Origin of the sequence: Lysobacter yangpyeongensis, from assembly GCF_042655745.1 — a bacterium.
Classification (GTDB): domain Bacteria; phylum Pseudomonadota; class Gammaproteobacteria; order Xanthomonadales; family Xanthomonadaceae; genus Agrilutibacter; species Agrilutibacter yangpyeongensis.
Genome location: NZ_JBHSNM010000008.1, coordinates 49,193 through 65,543 on the forward strand (window position 1 = coordinate 49,193; position 16,351 = coordinate 65,543).

Consider the following 16,351-nt stretch of genomic DNA (forward strand, 5'->3'; position numbering starts at 1 on the left):
CTGTGGCCGCCGTTTTCGTTTGCGTCCGCTTCAGTCGCGCGGCAGCGGCGTATCCGGCTCCACGTCCAGGTGCGCCACGCCTTCGTTGAGCTTGCGCAGCAACCGGTCCAGCTGCGCGCGCTCGTCGGCGTCGAGCGGCGCGAGCAGGCGGCGTTCGTATTCCAGCGCGACCGGCACCACTTCGTCGTAGATGCGGTAGCCGTCGCGGCTGAGTTCCAGCACCGAGCGGCGGCGGTCGTCGTCGTGGGTGTCGCGCTGGAGCAGGCCGCGTTCGAGCAGGCGCGCTACGGTGCGGCTCACCGCGACCTTGTCCATCGCCGTGCGCGCGGCGACGCCGTTGGCGGAGAGGCCCGGATAGCGACCCAGCACCGCGATCACCCGCCACTCGGTCACGCCCAGGCCGAAGCGGCGTGCATAGGCGCCGGCGATGGTCTGGCTGACCCGGTTGGAGAGGATGCTGAGCCGGTAAGGCAGGAAACGGTCGAGTTCCCAGCGCGCGTGTTCATCCGATGGGGCCGACGAAGGGCTGCCCTTGCCTGAAGCTTCGGTGCTATCGTGGCTTGTTGTTGGTTTCATATGAAACTATAGTGCTTTCCGGCCCAGCCCGCCCGCGGCGGGCCTTGTCGCGACCCACGTTAACAGGAGTCCCCGCATGAGCGTCCAGACCGCTTCCACTTCCACCGGCGCCGGTCCGAATCTCGGCATGCAGGTCACCACGTTCGAGAATCCGCTCGGCATCAACGGCTTCGAATTCGTCGAGTTCGCCGCGCCCGCAGGCCAGGGCGAACTGCTGCATGACTACTTCCGCAAGATGGGCTTCACCGCGGTGCTGCACCACAAGTCGCGCCCGATCACGGTGTATCGCCAGGGCGGCGTCAACTTCCTGGTGAACGAGGATCCGGACAGCTTCGCGGCGGAATTCGCGCGCAAGCACGGCCCGTGCGCGTGCGGCTTCGCGATCCGCTTCCAGAAGCCGGCGAGCGTGGTGTTCGACGCCGTCGTCAACAACGGCGGCGAAGCGATCACCGACAAGGCCGACAGCAAGGCCGTCGACGCGCCGGTGGTGAAGGGCATCGGCGACTGCATGCTGTACCTGGTCGACAAGTACGGCGACAGCGGTTCGGTGTATGGGGATTACCTGCCGGTGCAGGGCGCCGAGCAGAACCCGGTCGGCTTCGGGCTGACCTTCATCGACCACCTCACGCACAACCTCTACTTCGGCAACATGCAGAAGTGGTCGGACTACTACGAGCGGCTGTTCAACTTCCGCGAGATCCGCTACTTCGACATCAAGGGCGCCAAGACCGGCCTGGTGTCGAAGGCGATGACCGCGCCGGACGGGATCGTGCGCATCCCGCTCAACGAATCGAGCGATCCCAAGTCGCAGATCAACGAGTACCTCGACGCGTACAAGGGCGAGGGCATCCAGCACATCGCCTGCTTCACCGACAACATCTACGACACGGTCGAAGCGATGCGCGCGCAGGGCGTGGAATTCCTGGATACGCCGGACACCTATTTCGAAGTGATCGACCAGCGCGTGCCGAATCATGGCGAGGACGTGCCGCGCCTGGCGAAGAACAAGATCCTGATCGACGCCGACCCGGAGACCAAGCAGCGCAAGCTGCTGCAGATCTTCACCCAGAACGCGATCGGTCCGATCTTCTTCGAGATCATCCAGCGCAAGGGCAATGAAGGATTCGGCGAAGGCAACTTCCAGGCGCTGTTCGAGAGCATCGAGCGCGATCAGATGCGTCGCGGCGTGCTGTAAGCGTTGAGCCCCTCTCCCTCCGGGAGAGGGGTTGGGGAGAGGGGCAACGAAGCCACCTACACCCACATGCCGAAGAAGCAAAGGACCTGCTTCCGATGAACAACCCGACAAGGAAGAACACCCGCACCCGTGCACGCCTGCCGACAGCCACTCTGGAAAGCGCCAGAGCGCTCCGCGGCAACATGACGGATGTGGAAAAGGAACTCTGGTATCACCTCCGCGCCGGGCGTATGCAGGGAGCGAAGTTCCGGCGGCAGCATCCGATTCCGCCGTACGTGGTCGACTTTTACTGCGATGCGTTCAAGCTGGTGATCGAGCTGGATGGTTCGCAGCACGGCGTGGAAGTGGATCGGGTGCGGATGCGGTTTCTGGAGAAGCAGGGGCTCAGGGTGCTTCGCTTTTCCAATTTCGATGTGCTGGAGAACAGGGCGGCGGTGCTGGAGGCGATCTGGGACATTGTCGCTGCGCCGCCCCTCTCCCCAACCCCTCTCCCGGTGGGAGAGGGGCTTCAAGGCAAAGGCAAACTCAAAGGCTCGCCATGACCATCGCAAGCAACGGCTACCAATCCGGTTTCGGCAATGAATTCGCGACCGAGGCGGTCGCCGGCACGCTGCCGGTCGGTCGCAATTCGCCGCAGCGCGTCGCGCACGGCCTGTACGCGGAACAGCTCAGCGGCACCGCGTTCACCGCGCCGCGTTCGCACAACCGCCGCAGCTGGCTGTACCGCATCCGCCCGGCGGCGATGCACGGCAGCTTCGCGCCGTACCTGCATTCGCACTTCCACAACGACTTCGGCAGCGAGCCGGTCACGCCCGACCAGTTGCGCTGGAGCCCGTTGCCGCTGCCGCAGGCGCCGGTCGATTTCGTCGACGGGCTGTTCACCATGGCCGGCAACGGTTCGCCCGCCGGGCAGCACGGCATCGGCGTGCATCTGTACGCCGCGAACAAGCCGATGCAGGGTCGCTACTTCTACGACGCCGACGGCGAATTGCTGATCGTGCCGCAGCAGGGCCGCCTGCATATCGCCACCGAGCTGGGCGTGCTCGAGGTTGAACCGCCGGAAATCGCGGTGATCCCGCGCGGCATCCGCTTCCGCGTCGAATTGCCCGACGGCGAGGCGCGCGGCTACGTGTGCGAGAACTTCGGCGCGATGCTGCAGTTGCCGGATCTGGGGCCGATCGGCTCCAACGGCCTGGCGAACCCGCGCGACTTCCTTGCGCCGAATGCGGCCTACGAAGACGTCGAAGGCGACTTCGAGCTGATCGCCAAGTTCCAGGGTCACCTGTGGCGCGCGCCGATCGGGCATTCGCCGCTCGATGTCGTCGGCTGGCACGGCAATTACGCGCCATACAAGTACGACCTGCGCCGCTTCAACACGATCGGTTCGATCAGCTACGACCATCCCGATCCGTCGATCTTCCTGGTGCTGCATTCGCCCAGCGACACGCCGGGCACCAGCAACATGGACTTCGTGATCTTCCCGCCGCGCTGGCTGGTGGCGCAGGACACGTTCCGGCCGCCGTGGTTCCACCGCAACATCGCCAGCGAGTTCATGGGCCTGATCCACGGCGTGTACGACGCCAAGGCCGAAGGCTTCGCGCCCGGCGGTTGCTCGCTGCACAACTCGATGACCGGCCACGGCCCCGATGCGGCGACCTTCGCCAAGGCGAGCAACGCGGACCTGTCCAGGCCCGACGTCATCAAGGACACGATGGCCTTCATGTTCGAGTCGCGCGCGGTGATCCGGCCCACGCGGCAGGCCCTCGACGCGGCGCATCGCCAGCGCGATTACCAGGCGTGCTGGGCCGGGTTGAAGAAGAACTTCGCACCCGCCTGATCGCGCGGCCGCGGCGCTGGCGTCGCGGTCAGCTCCGGACGTCCCGCGTCTGCAGGCGCGCCGCATGCGCGCGCCGTGAAGGCGCGTTCAATTCGCACGCGGTTAACGCGGCACGGCGACACTCCGCAGACTTTCACGGTCCGACCGGAGTTCGTCCATGCGCAGACCATTCCCCGCCGTGCTGCTGGCAGTGAGCGTCGTCGCGTGCTCCGGCCACGAGGACCGCAGCGCCGATCGCGACGCCACGTCTGCTGCCGCAACGGCGGCGCCCGACACCGCCGCGGACACACGCGCCGACGAGACCGCAGTACCCGACGCCGCACCTGCACCGTCGCCTGCCCCCAGCGGCCCGATGCCCGCACCGGACACGATCGGTTTTGCCGGTTTCGGGCCGGCAAAGTTCGGTGCCACGCCGGAGGAGGTGCGCATGGCCTGGGGCAAGGAGATGCGCGGTGCCGCGGACGAGCCGGGTGGCTGCTACTACCTGCAGCCCGAGCCGCAGGGCGGGCCGGTGTCCTTCATGATCGAAGGCGATCGCTTCGTCCGGGTCGACGTCGATGCACCCGCGATCATCGCGCCCGGTGGCGGTGCGGTGGGCATGACCATCGCACAGGTCCGCGCGCGTTATCCGGGCATGGAAGAGATGCCGCACAAGTACGAAGAGAACGCCCGCTACCTGCGCGTGACGGATCCTGCCGGCGGCAAGAACCTCCTGGTGTTCGAGACCGACGGCAGCGGAACGGTGACCGGCTGGCGCATCGGCATCGCGCCGCAGGTCGATTACGTCGAAGGCTGCAGCTGAGGCAGGCGTCCGGGCAGAGGGTAAGATCGCCGCAATCTTCGGAGGGGAACCGCCATGCTGACTGCCATCGGCTTGTTCGTGCTGGGCCTCGTGCTGCTCGCGCTGGGCGGCGATTCCATCGTCAAGGGCGCGGCCGGGCTGGCGCAGCGCTTCGGCTTGTCGGCCTTCGCCACCGGGCTGGTGCTGGTGGCGTTCGCGACCTCGTTGCCGGAACTCGCGGTGAACCTGACGGCGATCCTGCACGGCCAGGACGAACTCGCGCTCGGCAACGCCGTCGGCAGCAACGTCGCCAACATCGGGCTGACGCTGGGCGCGGCCGCGTTCGCGGCGCCCATCGTGGTGCGCTGGCGCGCGCTGAGTGCGTTGCTGCTCGTGCTGGTGCTGGGTACGGTCGCCGTGCTCGGTCTGGGCGCGGACGGCACGCTGTCGCGGATCGAGGGCTGCGTGCTCCTGCTGGTCTTCGTCGCGGTGTTCTTCTTCGCTCTCGCGCGCGGCCGTCGCGAGAGCGACGAGGTGCGCGCGCAGATCGCGCTGTACGCGCAGACCAGCACGATGCTGGCGCAGAACCTGATCCGCTTCGTGCTCGGCGCCGCGCTGGTGTGGGCGGGGTCGCTGCTCGTCGTCGGCGGCGAGGGCGTGCACCTGTTCGGCATGGATTTGTCCACCGCCGGTGCCGCGGCGATCGGCAAGGGCATGGGTCTGTCGCCGGTGCTGACCGGCCTGCTGCCCGTGGCGATCGGCACGGCGTTGCCGGAAGTCGCCGCCGCCATCGCCGCCGCGCGTCGTGGCCAGGGCGACATGGTGATGGGCCATGTCATCGGCGCGAGCGTCTTCAACATCCTCGTCATCGTCGGCGGCATGGCCGCGTACCACGCGCTGGCCCTGCCGATGACGCTGATGGGGCCGGGCCGTTTCGCACTGCCGCTGGGCTACGAACTGCTGGGCGCGCTCGCATTCGCGCTGATGCTGTATCCGGTGCTGCGCGGCGACCTGCGCGTGAGCAAGGGCGAGGGCGGTTTCCTGCTGGTGGCCTACGGTCTGTGGATCGCCTTCGAATGGCTGCTCGCAGGAAAGTAAGCGCGGCATGAGCGATTCCCCGGGTCCGGCGCGGCGACTGCCGCGCGCGCTGCAGGCGCTGGTCGATTTCTTCCGGCTCGAAGCGGCCGGCGGCATCACCCTGATCGCCGCCGCGGCGCTGGCGCTGGTCGTCGCGAATTCGTCCGCCAGCGTCCAGTACGAGGCGTTCCGCGATTTCGTGCTGAAGATCGGCCCGGGCGACTTCGCGATCGCCAAACCGCTGCTGTGGTGGATCAACGACGGCCTGATGGCGGTCTTCTTCCTGCTGGTCGCGCTGGAGATCAAGCGCGAGACCCTGAGCGGCCAACTCGCCGGGCGCGAACAACTGATCCTGCCGCTGGTGTGCGCGAGCGCCGGCGTGCTTGTGCCGGCGGTGCTGTTCACCGCGTTCAACCATGGCGACGCCGCGGCGATGCGCGGCTGGGCGGTGCCCACCGCGACCGACATCGCGTTTGCGCTGGGCGTGCTGGCCCTGCTGGGTTCGCGCGTGCCGGTGGGCATGAAGCTGCTGCTGTCGACGATTGCCGTGGTCGACGACCTGATCGCGATCCTGATCATCGCGCTGTTCTATTCGCACGGATTGTCGCTGCCGATGCTCGCGCTTGCGGCGCTGGTACTGCTGGCGATGTGGGGCCTCGGCCGCTTCCGGGTCACCGCCTTGTGGCCGTACCTGCTCCTGGGCGTGGTGCTGTGGGTGTGCGTGCTGAAGTCGGGCGTGCACGCTACGCTCGCGGGGGTCGCCACCGGCCTGCTGATCCCGCACGTCGACCGCAACAACGCCGTGCCCGACGAGATCGAACACTCGCCGCTGGAAACGCTCGAACACGCCCTGCATCCCTGGGTGGCGTACGCGATCCTGCCGCTGTTCGCCTTCGCCAATGCGGGGCTGGTGCTGGGCGGCATGCAGCTGCAGGACGCCTTCGCCGCATTGCCGCTGGGCATCGTGCTCGGCCTGGCGCTGGGCAAACCGGTCGGCATCGTCGCGGCGGCGCTGCTGATGCGTACGCTGAGGTGGGCGCGCTTTCCCGAGGGCATGGATCTGCGCGCGATGCTGGGACTGGGCGTGCTGTGCGGCATCGGCTTCACCATGAGCCTGTTCATCGCTTCGCTCGCGTATGCGGAGCGGTCGCATTACGACGCCGCGGTGCTCGGCATCCTCGGCGCCTCCGTGCTGTCGGCCGCGATCGGCTACGCCTGGTTGCGCCGGGTGCTGCCGGCCAGGAGCGAACGATGAGGCACGCGCTGGTCTTCGGCGGCAGCGGACAGATCGGACGGTCGCTGCTGGCGCAGCTGCTGCGCGAGGGCTGGCGGGTGACCGCGTTGTCGCGGCAACCGCAGCGCGACCAGCCCGGTCTGCAGTGGCTGCGCGGGGATTTCGACGCCATGCCGGTGTTGCTGCCGCGCGTCGATGCGATCGTGAGCTGCGGCCCGCTCGACGGCTTTGCGCGGTGGTACGACACCGCGGACATCGACGCGGGACGCGTGGTCGCGTTCGGTTCCACCAGCGTGACGGTCAAGCGCGGTTCCGCCGATGCGCGCGAACGCGACGTCGCGCAACGTTTGCGCGCGGGCGAGGAGGGCGTGTTCGCAACCGCGGCGCGGCGCGCGGCGCAGGCGACGTTGCTGCGTCCCACGCTCGTGTACGGCGCGGGGCGCGATGCCACGCTGACGCGCATCGCGCGCCTGGCGCGGCGCTGGGGCCGCTTCCCGTTGCCGCGCAAGGCCACGGGGCTGCGGCAGCCGGTGCATGTCGATGACCTCGCGGCGGCGGCGTTCGCAGCGCTGGGCAGCGTGTCCGCGCACGGCCAGACCTATGCGCTCCCCGGCGGCGAAACGCTGGCCTATCGCGAGATGGTGCGGCGCGTGCTGGCGGCGCTCGATCCGCCACCCACGCTGATCGAGTTGCCGTCGCCCCTGTTCAACCTCGCGCTCGCTGCCGCGAAGCTCGCGGGCGGCACGGGTCTGGGCGAAGCCGCGGTGCAGCGCATGCGTGCGGATCTGGTCTTCGACGACGCGCCGGCACGCCGCGATCTGGGCTATGCACCGCGACCGTTCCGGCCGACTGCGCGGATGTTCGAGGCGCGCGACGACGAAGCGTAGGGTGGGCGCAAGCCGACCTGCGTTTTTTGCGTAACCACGCCTACGGCGTGTCGCTCGCCGGAATGAACCGCGATCGCGCAATCGCGCGCAGCGCAATGATCAACACGCCGCCGAGCACCATCGCGCCGCCCAGCCACAGCCGCGGACCGGGGCGGTCGCCCCAGAACACGATGCCCAGCGCCACGGCCAGCACCGGCACCAGCAGCAGCCATGGCGTCACCTGCGCCACCGGATGCCGCTGGACCAGCACGTAGTACAGGCCGTGCCCGAGCAGCGAGGACACGAATGCGGCATACAGCGCGCCCGCCCACGCCACCCAGCTCACCTGCGGCAATTGCGCCAACGCGCCGGGTTCCAGCGTCGCGCTGATCGCCAGCAGCGGCGCCACGCTGAACACCGCGGTCCAGCCCTGCTGGCTGAAGACATCCAGGCCGCGCAGTCCCTTCATCAGCACCGTGCCGATGGCGAGGAATGCCGCCGACACCAGCATCAGCAGCAGCGACATCGGCTGGTCGAGCACCAGTGGATCGAAGCCGAGCACCAGCACGCCGGCGAAACTGATCGCGATCGCCGCGCCGGTGCGCCAGGCGAAGCGTTCGCCCAGCACCCACCACGCCAGCAGCGCGGTCATCGGGATGTAGCTCTGCATGACGATCGCCGGCGAGGACAGGTCGCCCGCCAGCCGCAGCGCGCTGAAGCTCAGGCCGAAATGCAGCACGCCGATGCACAGCGCGACCAACGCCAGCCGCGGCCACTGGCCGGGCGCCGGACGCTTGAGGACGAACACCAGCGGCAGCGCGAGCAGCGCGAAGCGCAGCGCCGTGAACAGGAACGGCGGAATCTCGCGCATCGCCAGCGCGGACGTGAGGAAGTTCAGCGCCCAGGCCAGGCAGACGAGCAGGACCAGGCCGATATCGCGGGCGGGCATGCAGTGTCGCTTTGCGTCTGCGTCAGTACTGCCAGCCGAGCTTGCGGTACAGCTTCGCCAGCACCCACGCCGGACCGATCAGCAGATAGGTCAGATCGGTGAGGAAACTCGGCTTGCGGCCTTCGATCTTGTGGCCGACGAACTGGCCGATCCAGGCCACGACGAACACCGCGATCGCGAGATAGAGCAGCTGCGTCGGCCCGAAGCGGTCGTACAGCCAGCGCGTGAAAAAGCCCATCAGCACGAACGTCGCCAGCATGCCGAAGCCCAGCGGTCGCGACGCGCGGTAATAGAACATCCACGCGCCGAACATCGCGATCGCTGCCCACGCGCCCGGCACGAACAGGCCCTGCGGCACCGGCACGCACCACAGCAGCGCGATCACGCTCCACAGGATCGCCGGCACGCAGATCACGTGGATGAGCTGGTTGGTTTCGTTGCGATGGTCGCCGGAATAACTGGCGAACCAGCGGTCGATCGGACGGTCGGCGGTGGCGTTCATCGCGGGCTCCGGTGTGGATGGAGGGCACTCTACGCCGCAGGGTTCGCAGTGTCAGCCGAACGCTGCGTGGCGGTGCGGGCAGAAAGAAGCCGGGCAGCGCCCGGCTTCGTGTGGGTTCGAGCGTCGCGGCAATCGGCGCCCGCTTCAGTCGACGGAGATGCCCGCGAGTTTCTGCAGCGCTTCGGCATAGCGCGCACGCGTGCGCTCGATGACTTCGGCGGGCAGCTTCGGGCCCGGCGGGCGCTTGTCCCAGTCCAGCGTTTCCAGGTAGTCGCGCACGATCTGCTTGTCGTAGCTGGGCGGGCTGGTACCGACCTGGTATTCGTCGGCGGGCCAGTAGCGCGACGAATCCGGCGTCAGCATCTCGTCCATCACGTACAGGCGGCCGTCGGCATCGGTACCGAATTCGAACTTGGTATCGGCCAGCAGGATGCCGCGCTGCGCGGCGTAGTCGCGTGCGAAGGAATACAGGCGCAGGGTCGCGTCGCGCACCTGCTCGGCGAGTTCGGCGCCGATGGTCTTCACCACGGTGTCGAAGTCGATGTTTTCGTCGTGGTCGCCCACGGCGGCCTTGGTCGAAGGCGTGAAGATCGGTTCGGCCAGTTGCTCGGCCTGGCGCAGGCCATCGGGCAGGGCGATGCCGCTGATGCGGCCGGTGCGCTGGTAATCCTTCCAGCCGCTGCCGATGACGTAGCCGCGCGCGATGCATTCCACCGGCACCGGCTTCAGGCGCCTGGTCACCACGGCGCGCTTCGCATACAGCGCGGTATCGACGCCGGCCGGCAGCACCGAGGCGACGTCGATGCCGGTGAGGTGGTTGGGAATGATGTGTTCGGTCAGGCCGAACCAGAAATTGCTGATCTGGCAGAGCATCTCGCCCTTGCCGGGGATCGGGTCGGGCAGCACCACGTCGAAGGCGCTCAGGCGATCGGTCGCCACCATCAGCAGGCAATGGCCGGCCGTCGAGCCGGCGGGCAGGCGATCGGCCGGCAGGTCGAACACGTCGCGGACCTTGCCGCGATGACGCAGGTGCAGGCCCGGCAGGTCGGATTCGAGCAGGTAGGGACGGGACACGGTCGTGGACAAGGCAAACATCCTCAAAAAGCAGCCGCAATGGCTCTGTCTGCCTGCGCTCCGCGCGCGGGCGGCGCGACAGGGCCGGGCAGTGTACGCCGGTCGGGCGGGGCGTGCAGGGGGTGAGCACAGGCCGTTTGCGCGGCATGCCGCGCGGTCTGTGCGAACGCCCGGCGCGCTGCGCCGGGCCGGGGGTGCGACCGCAGAACAACTGGGGCGTGCCGTAAACTGCGCATCCCTTCGAGGCCGGTCCCCGATGAAACGCTGGTACGGCAAATTGCTGGGCTTCTTCGCCGGTGCGGCCCTGCTCCGGAGCAATCCGCCGCTGGGGGCGCTGATCGGCCTGCTGATCGGCCACGCCTTCGACAGCGACTGGTTCAAGACCCGGCGCGAGGACCCGTACGCGGTGCTCGGCCTGACCGACGAAGCCAGCGATGCGGAAATCGACCGCGCCTACCGCCGCCTGATCTCGCAATACCACCCCGATCGCATGGCCGGCGCTGCCGAGGAGCTGCGGCGCCGCGCCGAAGTCCGGTCGCGCGAGATCAACGCCGCCTACGACCGCATCCAGACCCTGCGCAGGAAATAACGCGTCCATGCTATCCACCGTCATCGCCCCGTCCATCCTCTCGGCCAACTTCGCCCGGCTCGGCGAGGAGGTCGACAACGTGCTCGCGGCCGGCGCCGACTGGGTGCACTTCGACGTGATGGACAACCACTACGTGCCCAACCTCACCATCGGTCCGATGGTGTGCGAGGCGCTGCGCAAGCACGGTGTCACCGCGCCGATCGACGTGCACCTGATGGTTGAGCCGGTCGACCGCATCGTTCCCGACTTCGCCAAAGCCGGCGCCACGCTGATCAGCTTCCATCCGGAAGCCAGCGCGCACGTGCATCGCACGATCCAGCTGATCAGGTCCTCGGGTTGCCAGGCGGGTCTGGTGCTCAATCCGGCGACGCCGGTGGAAGTGCTCGACTACGTGCTCGAGGACCTCGACCTGGTGCTGCTGATGTCGGTGAATCCCGGCTTCGGCGGCCAGTCGTTCATTCCCTCGGCGCTGGACAAGCTGCGCCGCGTGCGCGAAATGATCGATCGCAGCGGCAAGCCGATCCGTCTGGAAATCGATGGCGGCGTGAAGGCCGACAACATCGCCGGGATCGCCGCCGCGGGCGCGGACACCTTCGTCGCCGGCTCGGCGATCTTCAATGCGCCCGATTACGCCGACGTGATCGGGCGGATGAAGGCAGCGGTCGCGGGCGCGCGCTGATTCGCAGGCCGGGGCGAAACCCGGCCTGCGTCGCAGGGGTATGGCAGCGCAGAATGGGGCCCGAAGTTTGGGTAGCAAACTTTGGGGTTTTTCCTGCGCCAGCGCGAAAAATGGAGGCAATCCCGCCTCCGCCCGCCGTCCCTGAGGATGGACTCCCATTCTCCGGGCCACCGATGACACCGATGTGACGAATTCTTCTGTGCCGCCCCTGCGCGTCCCGGGCGGCTGATCCGGAGCCGGTGGCATACTGCCCGGCCGCGTTCCGCACTCCGTTGTCATGCAACTCGACGCCGAACAGTTCCGCCAGCTCGCGCAAGCCGGACACACCCGCATCCCGGTGGTACGCGAGGTCTTCTCCGATCTCGACACGCCGCTGTCGGTCTATCTCAAGCTCGCCGACGGGCCGCATACCTATCTGTTCGAATCGGTCGAGGGTGGCGAACGCTTCGGTCGCTATTCGATCATCGGCCTGCCGGCGCGGCGCGTGTATGCGTTCGCCGGACACACGCTGTTCGTCACCGAAGACGGCGAACTGGTCGAGCACCGCGTCGTCGAGGATCCCTTTGCCGAAGTCGAGCGCCTGCGCACGGCGCATTCGGTGCCGAAGGTGCCCGGATTGCCCGGTTTCACCGGCGGACTGGTGGGCTGGTTCGGCTTCGAGTGCGTGCAGTACATCGAACCGCGGCTGGCGGAGCCGCAGCAGGACGGTTCGCACAAGCCGGACGAGTTGGGCACGCCGGACATCCTGCTGATGCTCAGCGAGGAACTGGCCGTCTTCGACAACCTCAAGGGGCGCCTGTACCTGATCGTGCACGCCGACCCGCGCGAGCCGCGCGCGTTCGCGCGTGCGCAGCGCCGGCTCGACGAACTCAGCCATCGCCTGCGCCAGGGCGGCCCGGGCTACCCGGAAACGCGCGATGCGAACGTGCTCGACGAAGCCGATTTCGTCTCCGGCTTCACCCGCGAAGGCTTCATCGCTGCGGTGGAGAAGTCGAAGGAACTGATCCGCGCCGGCGACATCTTCCAGGTCGTGCTGAGCCAGCGCCTGTCGGTGCCGTTCAAGGCGCGGCCGGTCGACGTGTATCGCGCGCTGCGTGCATTGAACCCTTCGCCGTACATGTATTTCCTCGACGTCGGCGGCACCCAGGTCGTGGGTTCCTCGCCGGAGATCCTGGTGCGCCTGACCGGCGACGAGGTCACCGTGCGCCCGATCGCCGGCACGCGTCCGCGCGGCGCCACGAGCGAGGAAGACCAGGCGCTGGAAGCCGAACTGCTGGCCGATCCGAAGGAGCGCGCCGAACACCTGATGCTCATCGACCTTGGCCGCAACGACGTCGGCCGCGTCAGCGAAGCGGGCACGGTGCAGGTCGGCGAACAGTTCGTGGTCGAACGCTACAGCCACGTCATGCACATCGTCAGCGAAGTCACCGGCAAGCTGAAAAGCGGACTGAGCTACGCCGACGTGCTGCGCGCCACGTTCCCCGCCGGCACGGTCAGCGGCGCGCCGAAGATCCGCGCGCTGGAAGTGATCCGCGAGTTCGAGCCGATCCGCCGCAACGTCTATTCCGGCGCCGTCGGCTACATCGGCTGGCACGGCGATGCCGATACCGCGATTGCCATCCGCACCGCCGTGATCCAGGACGGTCGCCTGCACGTGCAGGCCGGCGCGGGCATCGTCTACGACTCCGACCCGCAGAAGGAATGGGAGGAGACGATGAACAAGGGCCGCGCGCTGTTCCGCGCGGTGGCCGAGGCGGCGCGCGGACTCTGAACGATTCAAGCGGTGCGCGCGTCTGTCGATCCGCGCGCACCGTCCGTCGCTCCACGACCGGGGGCAGGCGCCCGGCGTCCGGCCGGCACGCGCCTCAACGTTTTATTCACAGACGGAACGCTTCACTGCCTGCGCGCTGAAGCCCACGGGCGACTGCGCCATGCCACACGGACGTTCCATCGATGCCGGTTGCGTAACTTCGAGGGAGAGTGCGCCATGCATCAGATTCCCGACTCCAGTGTCCAGTCGCGGTTCGCGAACGGTTATGCGCGTTCGATCGAACTGATCTGCCCGCGTTGCCACGAAAAGGCCATGTTCGAAGCGCGGCCGTGGCAGGAGCACGGCCGCCAGGTCGTCGCCACCGAAATGAGTTGCACGCGTTGCGAAGCCGAAGGCCTGCTGGTGCAGATCGTCGACGAATTCGGCAACGGCAAGCCGTCCTCGTTGTTCACCTGGCCAGCGCCGGGTGGGCGCGAAAGCATGACGGGCGCGCAACATCTGCACGCCCTGTCCGGGCCGCTCGCGCGCAGCTACGAATCGGCATTGAAGCTGTACAACCACGCCGAGTGGGGCGCCATGGCACTGACGGTGCGGCATCTGCTCGAAGGCCTGGCCGCGCGGTTGCTGCCCGCCGAGAAACGCGAACTGCCGCTGGCACGCCAGCTCGAAGCGCTGCCACGCGAACTCGATCTCGCCCGTCCGCTGCAGGACATCTCGCAGCTGATGGCGCCGGACGGCGCCTTCGGCCGCCACTTCGACGACGAGAGCGCGATCGACAAGGTCACCGCCGAGCACCTGCTGGAACTGGCCGAACAGCTGATCCAGTACCTGGTGGTCACGCCCGGCGAAATGGCCGACCTGAAGAGCCGCATCGCCACCGCGCCGGTGCCGTTGCGGCGCGGCAGCGGCGTCGCCTGAGCCCACTTGGCGTGAAGCGGCGCCGTCTGCGCGCGGCGTCGCCGCGTGGGGCGGGACCGACAGTTTCATAAGGAACCCGCCACCGTCCGGCAGGCGCATGCGATATCCTGCCCGGCCCGCCCGCGCCCCCGCGGCGGCACCGGAAATGCAGGCCGTTCCATGCTGTTGATGATCGACAACTACGACAGCTTCACCTTCAACCTCGTGCAGTACCTGCAGATGCTGGGCGCCGAGGTGAAGGTGGTGCGCAACGACGAACTGTCGGTGGCGCAGATCGAGGCGCTGGCGCCCGAGCGGATCGTGATCTCGCCCGGGCCGTGCACGCCGAACGAGGCGGGCGTGTCGGTGGACGTGATCCGCCAGCTGGGCGCGCGCATTCCCGTGCTGGGCGTATGCCTGGGCCATCAAAGCATCGGCCAGGCCTATGGCGGCGACGTCGTGCGCGCGCGCACGATCATGCACGGCAAGACCTCGCGCATCCGTCACGAAGGGCAGGGCGTGTTCGCCGGTCTGCCCGACGCCTACGAAGCGACGCGCTATCACTCGCTGGTCGTTTCGCGAGCGACGTTGCCCGATTGCCTGGAAGTGACGGCGTGGACCGACAGCGACGACGGCTCCTTCGACGAGATCATGGGCCTGCGTCACCGCGAGCATCCGGTCGAAGGCGTGCAGTTCCATCCGGAGTCGATCCTGACCGAGCATGGACATGCGTTGCTGAAGAATTTTCTGGAGAGGTAAGGCGGGAATGAACGGCGGGAACGGGGAATAGGGAACGAAGTTGTTCCGCTGTTTCCCCGTCGGCGTACTCTTCCGTTCCCCACTCCCTCTTCCCGCATCTCATTCCCGCTTCTCGCTTCCCACCATGCCCATCACCCCGCAAGAAGCCCTCCAGCGCACCATCGAGCACCGCGAGATCTTCCATGACGAGATGGTCGATCTGATGCGGCAGATCATGCGCGGCGAAGTCTCGTCGGCGATGACCGCGGCGATCCTCACCGGCCTGCGCGTGAAGAAGGAAACCGTCGGCGAGATCGCCGGCGCGGCGACGGTGCTGCGCGAATTCGCGCGGCCGGTGGACGTGGCCGATCGCACCAACCTCGTCGACATCGTCGGCACCGGCGGCGACGGCGCGCACACGTTCAACATCTCCACCGCGTCGATGTTCGTGGTCGCCGCGGCCGGCGCGAAGGTCGCCAAGCACGGCAATCGCAGCGTGTCGTCGAAGTCGGGCAGTGCCGACGTGCTGGAAGCGCTGGGCGCCCGCATCGAGTTGTCGCCCGCGCAAGTGGGCGAGTGCATCGCGCGCTGCGGCATCGGCTTCATGTTCGCACCGGTGCACCACCCGGCGATGAAGGCCGTCGCGCCGGTGCGTCGCGAGATGGGCGTGCGCACGATCTTCAACATCCTCGGCCCCCTGACCAATCCCGCCGGCGCGCCGAACATCCTGATGGGCGTATTCCATCCCGACCTCGTCGGCATCCAGGTGCGCGTACTGCAGGAGCTGGGCGCGCAGCGCGCTCTGGTGGTGTGGGGCCGCGACGGCATGGACGAGCTTTCGCTGGGCGCGGCGTCGCTGGTGGGCGAATTGCGCGACGGCGTGGTGCGCGAATACGAGGTGCATCCGGAGGACTTCGGCATCGCCATGGCCGCATCGCGCAACCTGCGCGTCGCCGATGCGACCGAATCGAAGGCGATGCTGCTCGGCGCGCTCGACAACAAGCCCGGTCTGCCGCTGGAAATCGTCGCGCTCAATGCGGGTGCCGCGCTGTACACCGCCGGCGCGGCCGATTCGATCGCGCAGGGCATCGAGCGCGCGCGCGAGGCCGTCGCCAGCGGCGCGGCGCGTGCGAAGCTGGAAGCCTTCATCGCCACCACGCAGGACCTCGCCGGAGCGCACGCATGAACGGGTTCGCCCGACTGCCGGAACCGCCGTACTACGCGGTGATCTTTTCCTCGCTGCGCAATGGCGACGACGACGCCGGCTATGCGGCCGCGGCCGAGCGCATGCTCGAACTGGCGGCGCAGCAGCCGGGTTATCTCGGCGCCGAATCCGTGCGTGGCGCCGACGGCTTCGGCATCACCGTGTCGTACTGGGAAAGCGAAGCGGCCATCGGCGCCTGGAAGCACCACGCCGAACACGCGGCGACCCGCGCCCACGGTCGCAAGCACTGGTACGAGCATTTCGAGCTGCGCGTGGCCAAGGTGACGCGCGCTTATGGAAAACCGTCCCGGTCACGAGGCGCCTGAGTCCCGCGACGGCGGCCGAGCAAGGCGAACAGCGACGCCTTCGACGCGGAACCGAT

The 16,351-nt window shown here is 68.0% G+C and carries 18 protein-coding genes; 14 read left to right on the top strand and 4 right to left on the bottom strand.

Annotation, left to right across the window (positions count from 1 at the left end):
- Positions 1–30: 30 nt before the first annotated feature.
- Positions 31–576 carry a MarR family winged helix-turn-helix transcriptional regulator gene (locus ACFPN1_RS15270; protein ID WP_386756049.1) on the bottom strand — a complete coding sequence of 182 codons (546 nt, stop codon included), beginning with the start codon at positions 574–576 and terminating at the stop codon, positions 31–33.
- 76 nt (positions 577–652) lie between these two features.
- Here ACFPN1_RS15270 and hppD point away from each other — a divergent pair, with 76 nt between their 5' ends.
- From hppD to ACFPN1_RS15305, 7 genes are all read left to right on the top strand, one after another.
- On the top strand, positions 653–1,771 hold the full coding sequence (gene hppD / locus ACFPN1_RS15275) for a 4-hydroxyphenylpyruvate dioxygenase (RefSeq protein WP_386756050.1): 1,119 nt from the start codon (positions 653–655) through the stop codon (positions 1,769–1,771).
- A gap of 95 nt (positions 1,772–1,866) precedes the next feature.
- Entirely contained in the window at positions 1,867–2,313 is a 447-nt protein-coding gene (locus ACFPN1_RS15280; protein ID WP_386756051.1) for an endonuclease domain-containing protein, read from the top strand.
- Positions 2,310–3,608, top strand: coding sequence for a homogentisate 1,2-dioxygenase (gene hmgA, locus ACFPN1_RS15285; RefSeq protein ID WP_386756053.1), 1,299 nt, complete (start codon positions 2,310–2,312; stop codon positions 3,606–3,608). The genes ACFPN1_RS15280 and hmgA overlap by 4 nt, the downstream gene beginning before the upstream one ends.
- 157 nt (positions 3,609–3,765) lie before the next feature.
- The gene (locus tag ACFPN1_RS15290; protein ID WP_386756054.1) at positions 3,766–4,410 is read left to right on the top strand and encodes a hypothetical protein; all 645 of its coding nucleotides are present in this window, start codon (positions 3,766–3,768) and stop codon (positions 4,408–4,410) included.
- A 54-nt stretch (positions 4,411–4,464) separates the two neighbouring features.
- Positions 4,465–5,487: a sodium:calcium antiporter gene (locus ACFPN1_RS15295; RefSeq protein WP_386756055.1), complete on the top strand. Its 1,023-nt coding sequence runs from the start codon at positions 4,465–4,467 to the stop codon at positions 5,485–5,487.
- Positions 5,488–5,494: 7 nt separating this feature from the next.
- Complete coding sequence (nhaA, locus tag ACFPN1_RS15300) at positions 5,495–6,721, top strand: Na+/H+ antiporter NhaA (RefSeq protein ID WP_386756056.1); 1,227 nt, start codon at positions 5,495–5,497, stop codon at positions 6,719–6,721.
- Positions 6,718–7,587, top strand: a complete 870-nt coding sequence (locus ACFPN1_RS15305; protein WP_386756057.1) for an NAD-dependent epimerase/dehydratase family protein — start codon at positions 6,718–6,720, stop codon at positions 7,585–7,587. The genes nhaA and ACFPN1_RS15305 overlap by 4 nt, the downstream gene beginning before the upstream one ends.
- Positions 7,588–7,627: 40 nt before the next feature.
- On the opposite strand, the gene ACFPN1_RS15310 is transcribed toward ACFPN1_RS15305, so the two are convergent.
- The 3 genes from ACFPN1_RS15310 to ACFPN1_RS15320 form a co-directional block, all read right to left on the bottom strand.
- The gene (locus ACFPN1_RS15310; protein WP_386756058.1) at positions 7,628–8,515 is read right to left on the bottom strand and encodes a DMT family transporter; all 888 of its coding nucleotides are present in this window, start codon (positions 8,513–8,515) and stop codon (positions 7,628–7,630) included.
- Between the two features lie 22 nt (positions 8,516–8,537).
- Entirely contained in the window at positions 8,538–9,017 is a 480-nt protein-coding gene (locus ACFPN1_RS15315; RefSeq protein WP_386756059.1) for an Mpo1 family 2-hydroxy fatty acid dioxygenase, read from the bottom strand.
- Positions 9,018–9,161: 144 nt separating this feature from the next.
- Positions 9,162–10,091 (bottom strand): phosphoribosylaminoimidazolesuccinocarboxamide synthase, encoded by a 930-nt coding sequence (locus ACFPN1_RS15320; RefSeq protein ID WP_386756111.1) that lies wholly within the window; start codon positions 10,089–10,091, stop codon positions 9,162–9,164.
- 256 nt (positions 10,092–10,347) lie between these two features.
- Here ACFPN1_RS15320 and ACFPN1_RS15325 point away from each other — a divergent pair, with 256 nt between their 5' ends.
- From ACFPN1_RS15325 to ACFPN1_RS15355, 7 genes are all read left to right on the top strand, one after another.
- The gene (locus ACFPN1_RS15325; RefSeq protein WP_386756061.1) at positions 10,348–10,680 is read left to right on the top strand and encodes a J domain-containing protein; all 333 of its coding nucleotides are present in this window, start codon (positions 10,348–10,350) and stop codon (positions 10,678–10,680) included.
- A gap of 7 nt (positions 10,681–10,687) precedes the next feature.
- Positions 10,688–11,359, top strand: coding sequence for a ribulose-phosphate 3-epimerase (rpe, locus tag ACFPN1_RS15330; RefSeq protein ID WP_386756062.1), 672 nt, complete (start codon positions 10,688–10,690; stop codon positions 11,357–11,359).
- Between the two features lie 277 nt (positions 11,360–11,636).
- A complete protein-coding gene (trpE, locus tag ACFPN1_RS15335; protein ID WP_386756063.1) occupies positions 11,637–13,130 on the top strand; it encodes an anthranilate synthase component I in 1,494 nt (497 codons plus the stop codon).
- Positions 13,131–13,346: 216 nt separating this feature from the next.
- Complete coding sequence (locus ACFPN1_RS15340) at positions 13,347–14,048, top strand: hypothetical protein (protein ID WP_386756064.1); 702 nt, start codon at positions 13,347–13,349, stop codon at positions 14,046–14,048.
- 159 nt (positions 14,049–14,207) lie between these two features.
- Positions 14,208–14,786, top strand: a complete 579-nt coding sequence (locus ACFPN1_RS15345; RefSeq protein WP_386756065.1) for an anthranilate synthase component II — start codon at positions 14,208–14,210, stop codon at positions 14,784–14,786.
- A 124-nt stretch (positions 14,787–14,910) separates the two neighbouring features.
- Complete coding sequence (gene trpD, locus ACFPN1_RS15350) at positions 14,911–15,951, top strand: anthranilate phosphoribosyltransferase (protein WP_386756066.1); 1,041 nt, start codon at positions 14,911–14,913, stop codon at positions 15,949–15,951.
- Complete coding sequence (locus ACFPN1_RS15355) at positions 15,948–16,295, top strand: antibiotic biosynthesis monooxygenase family protein (RefSeq protein WP_386756067.1); 348 nt, start codon at positions 15,948–15,950, stop codon at positions 16,293–16,295. Before trpD ends, ACFPN1_RS15355 begins: the two co-directional genes overlap by 4 nt.
- Positions 16,296–16,351: the final 56 nt, after the last annotated feature.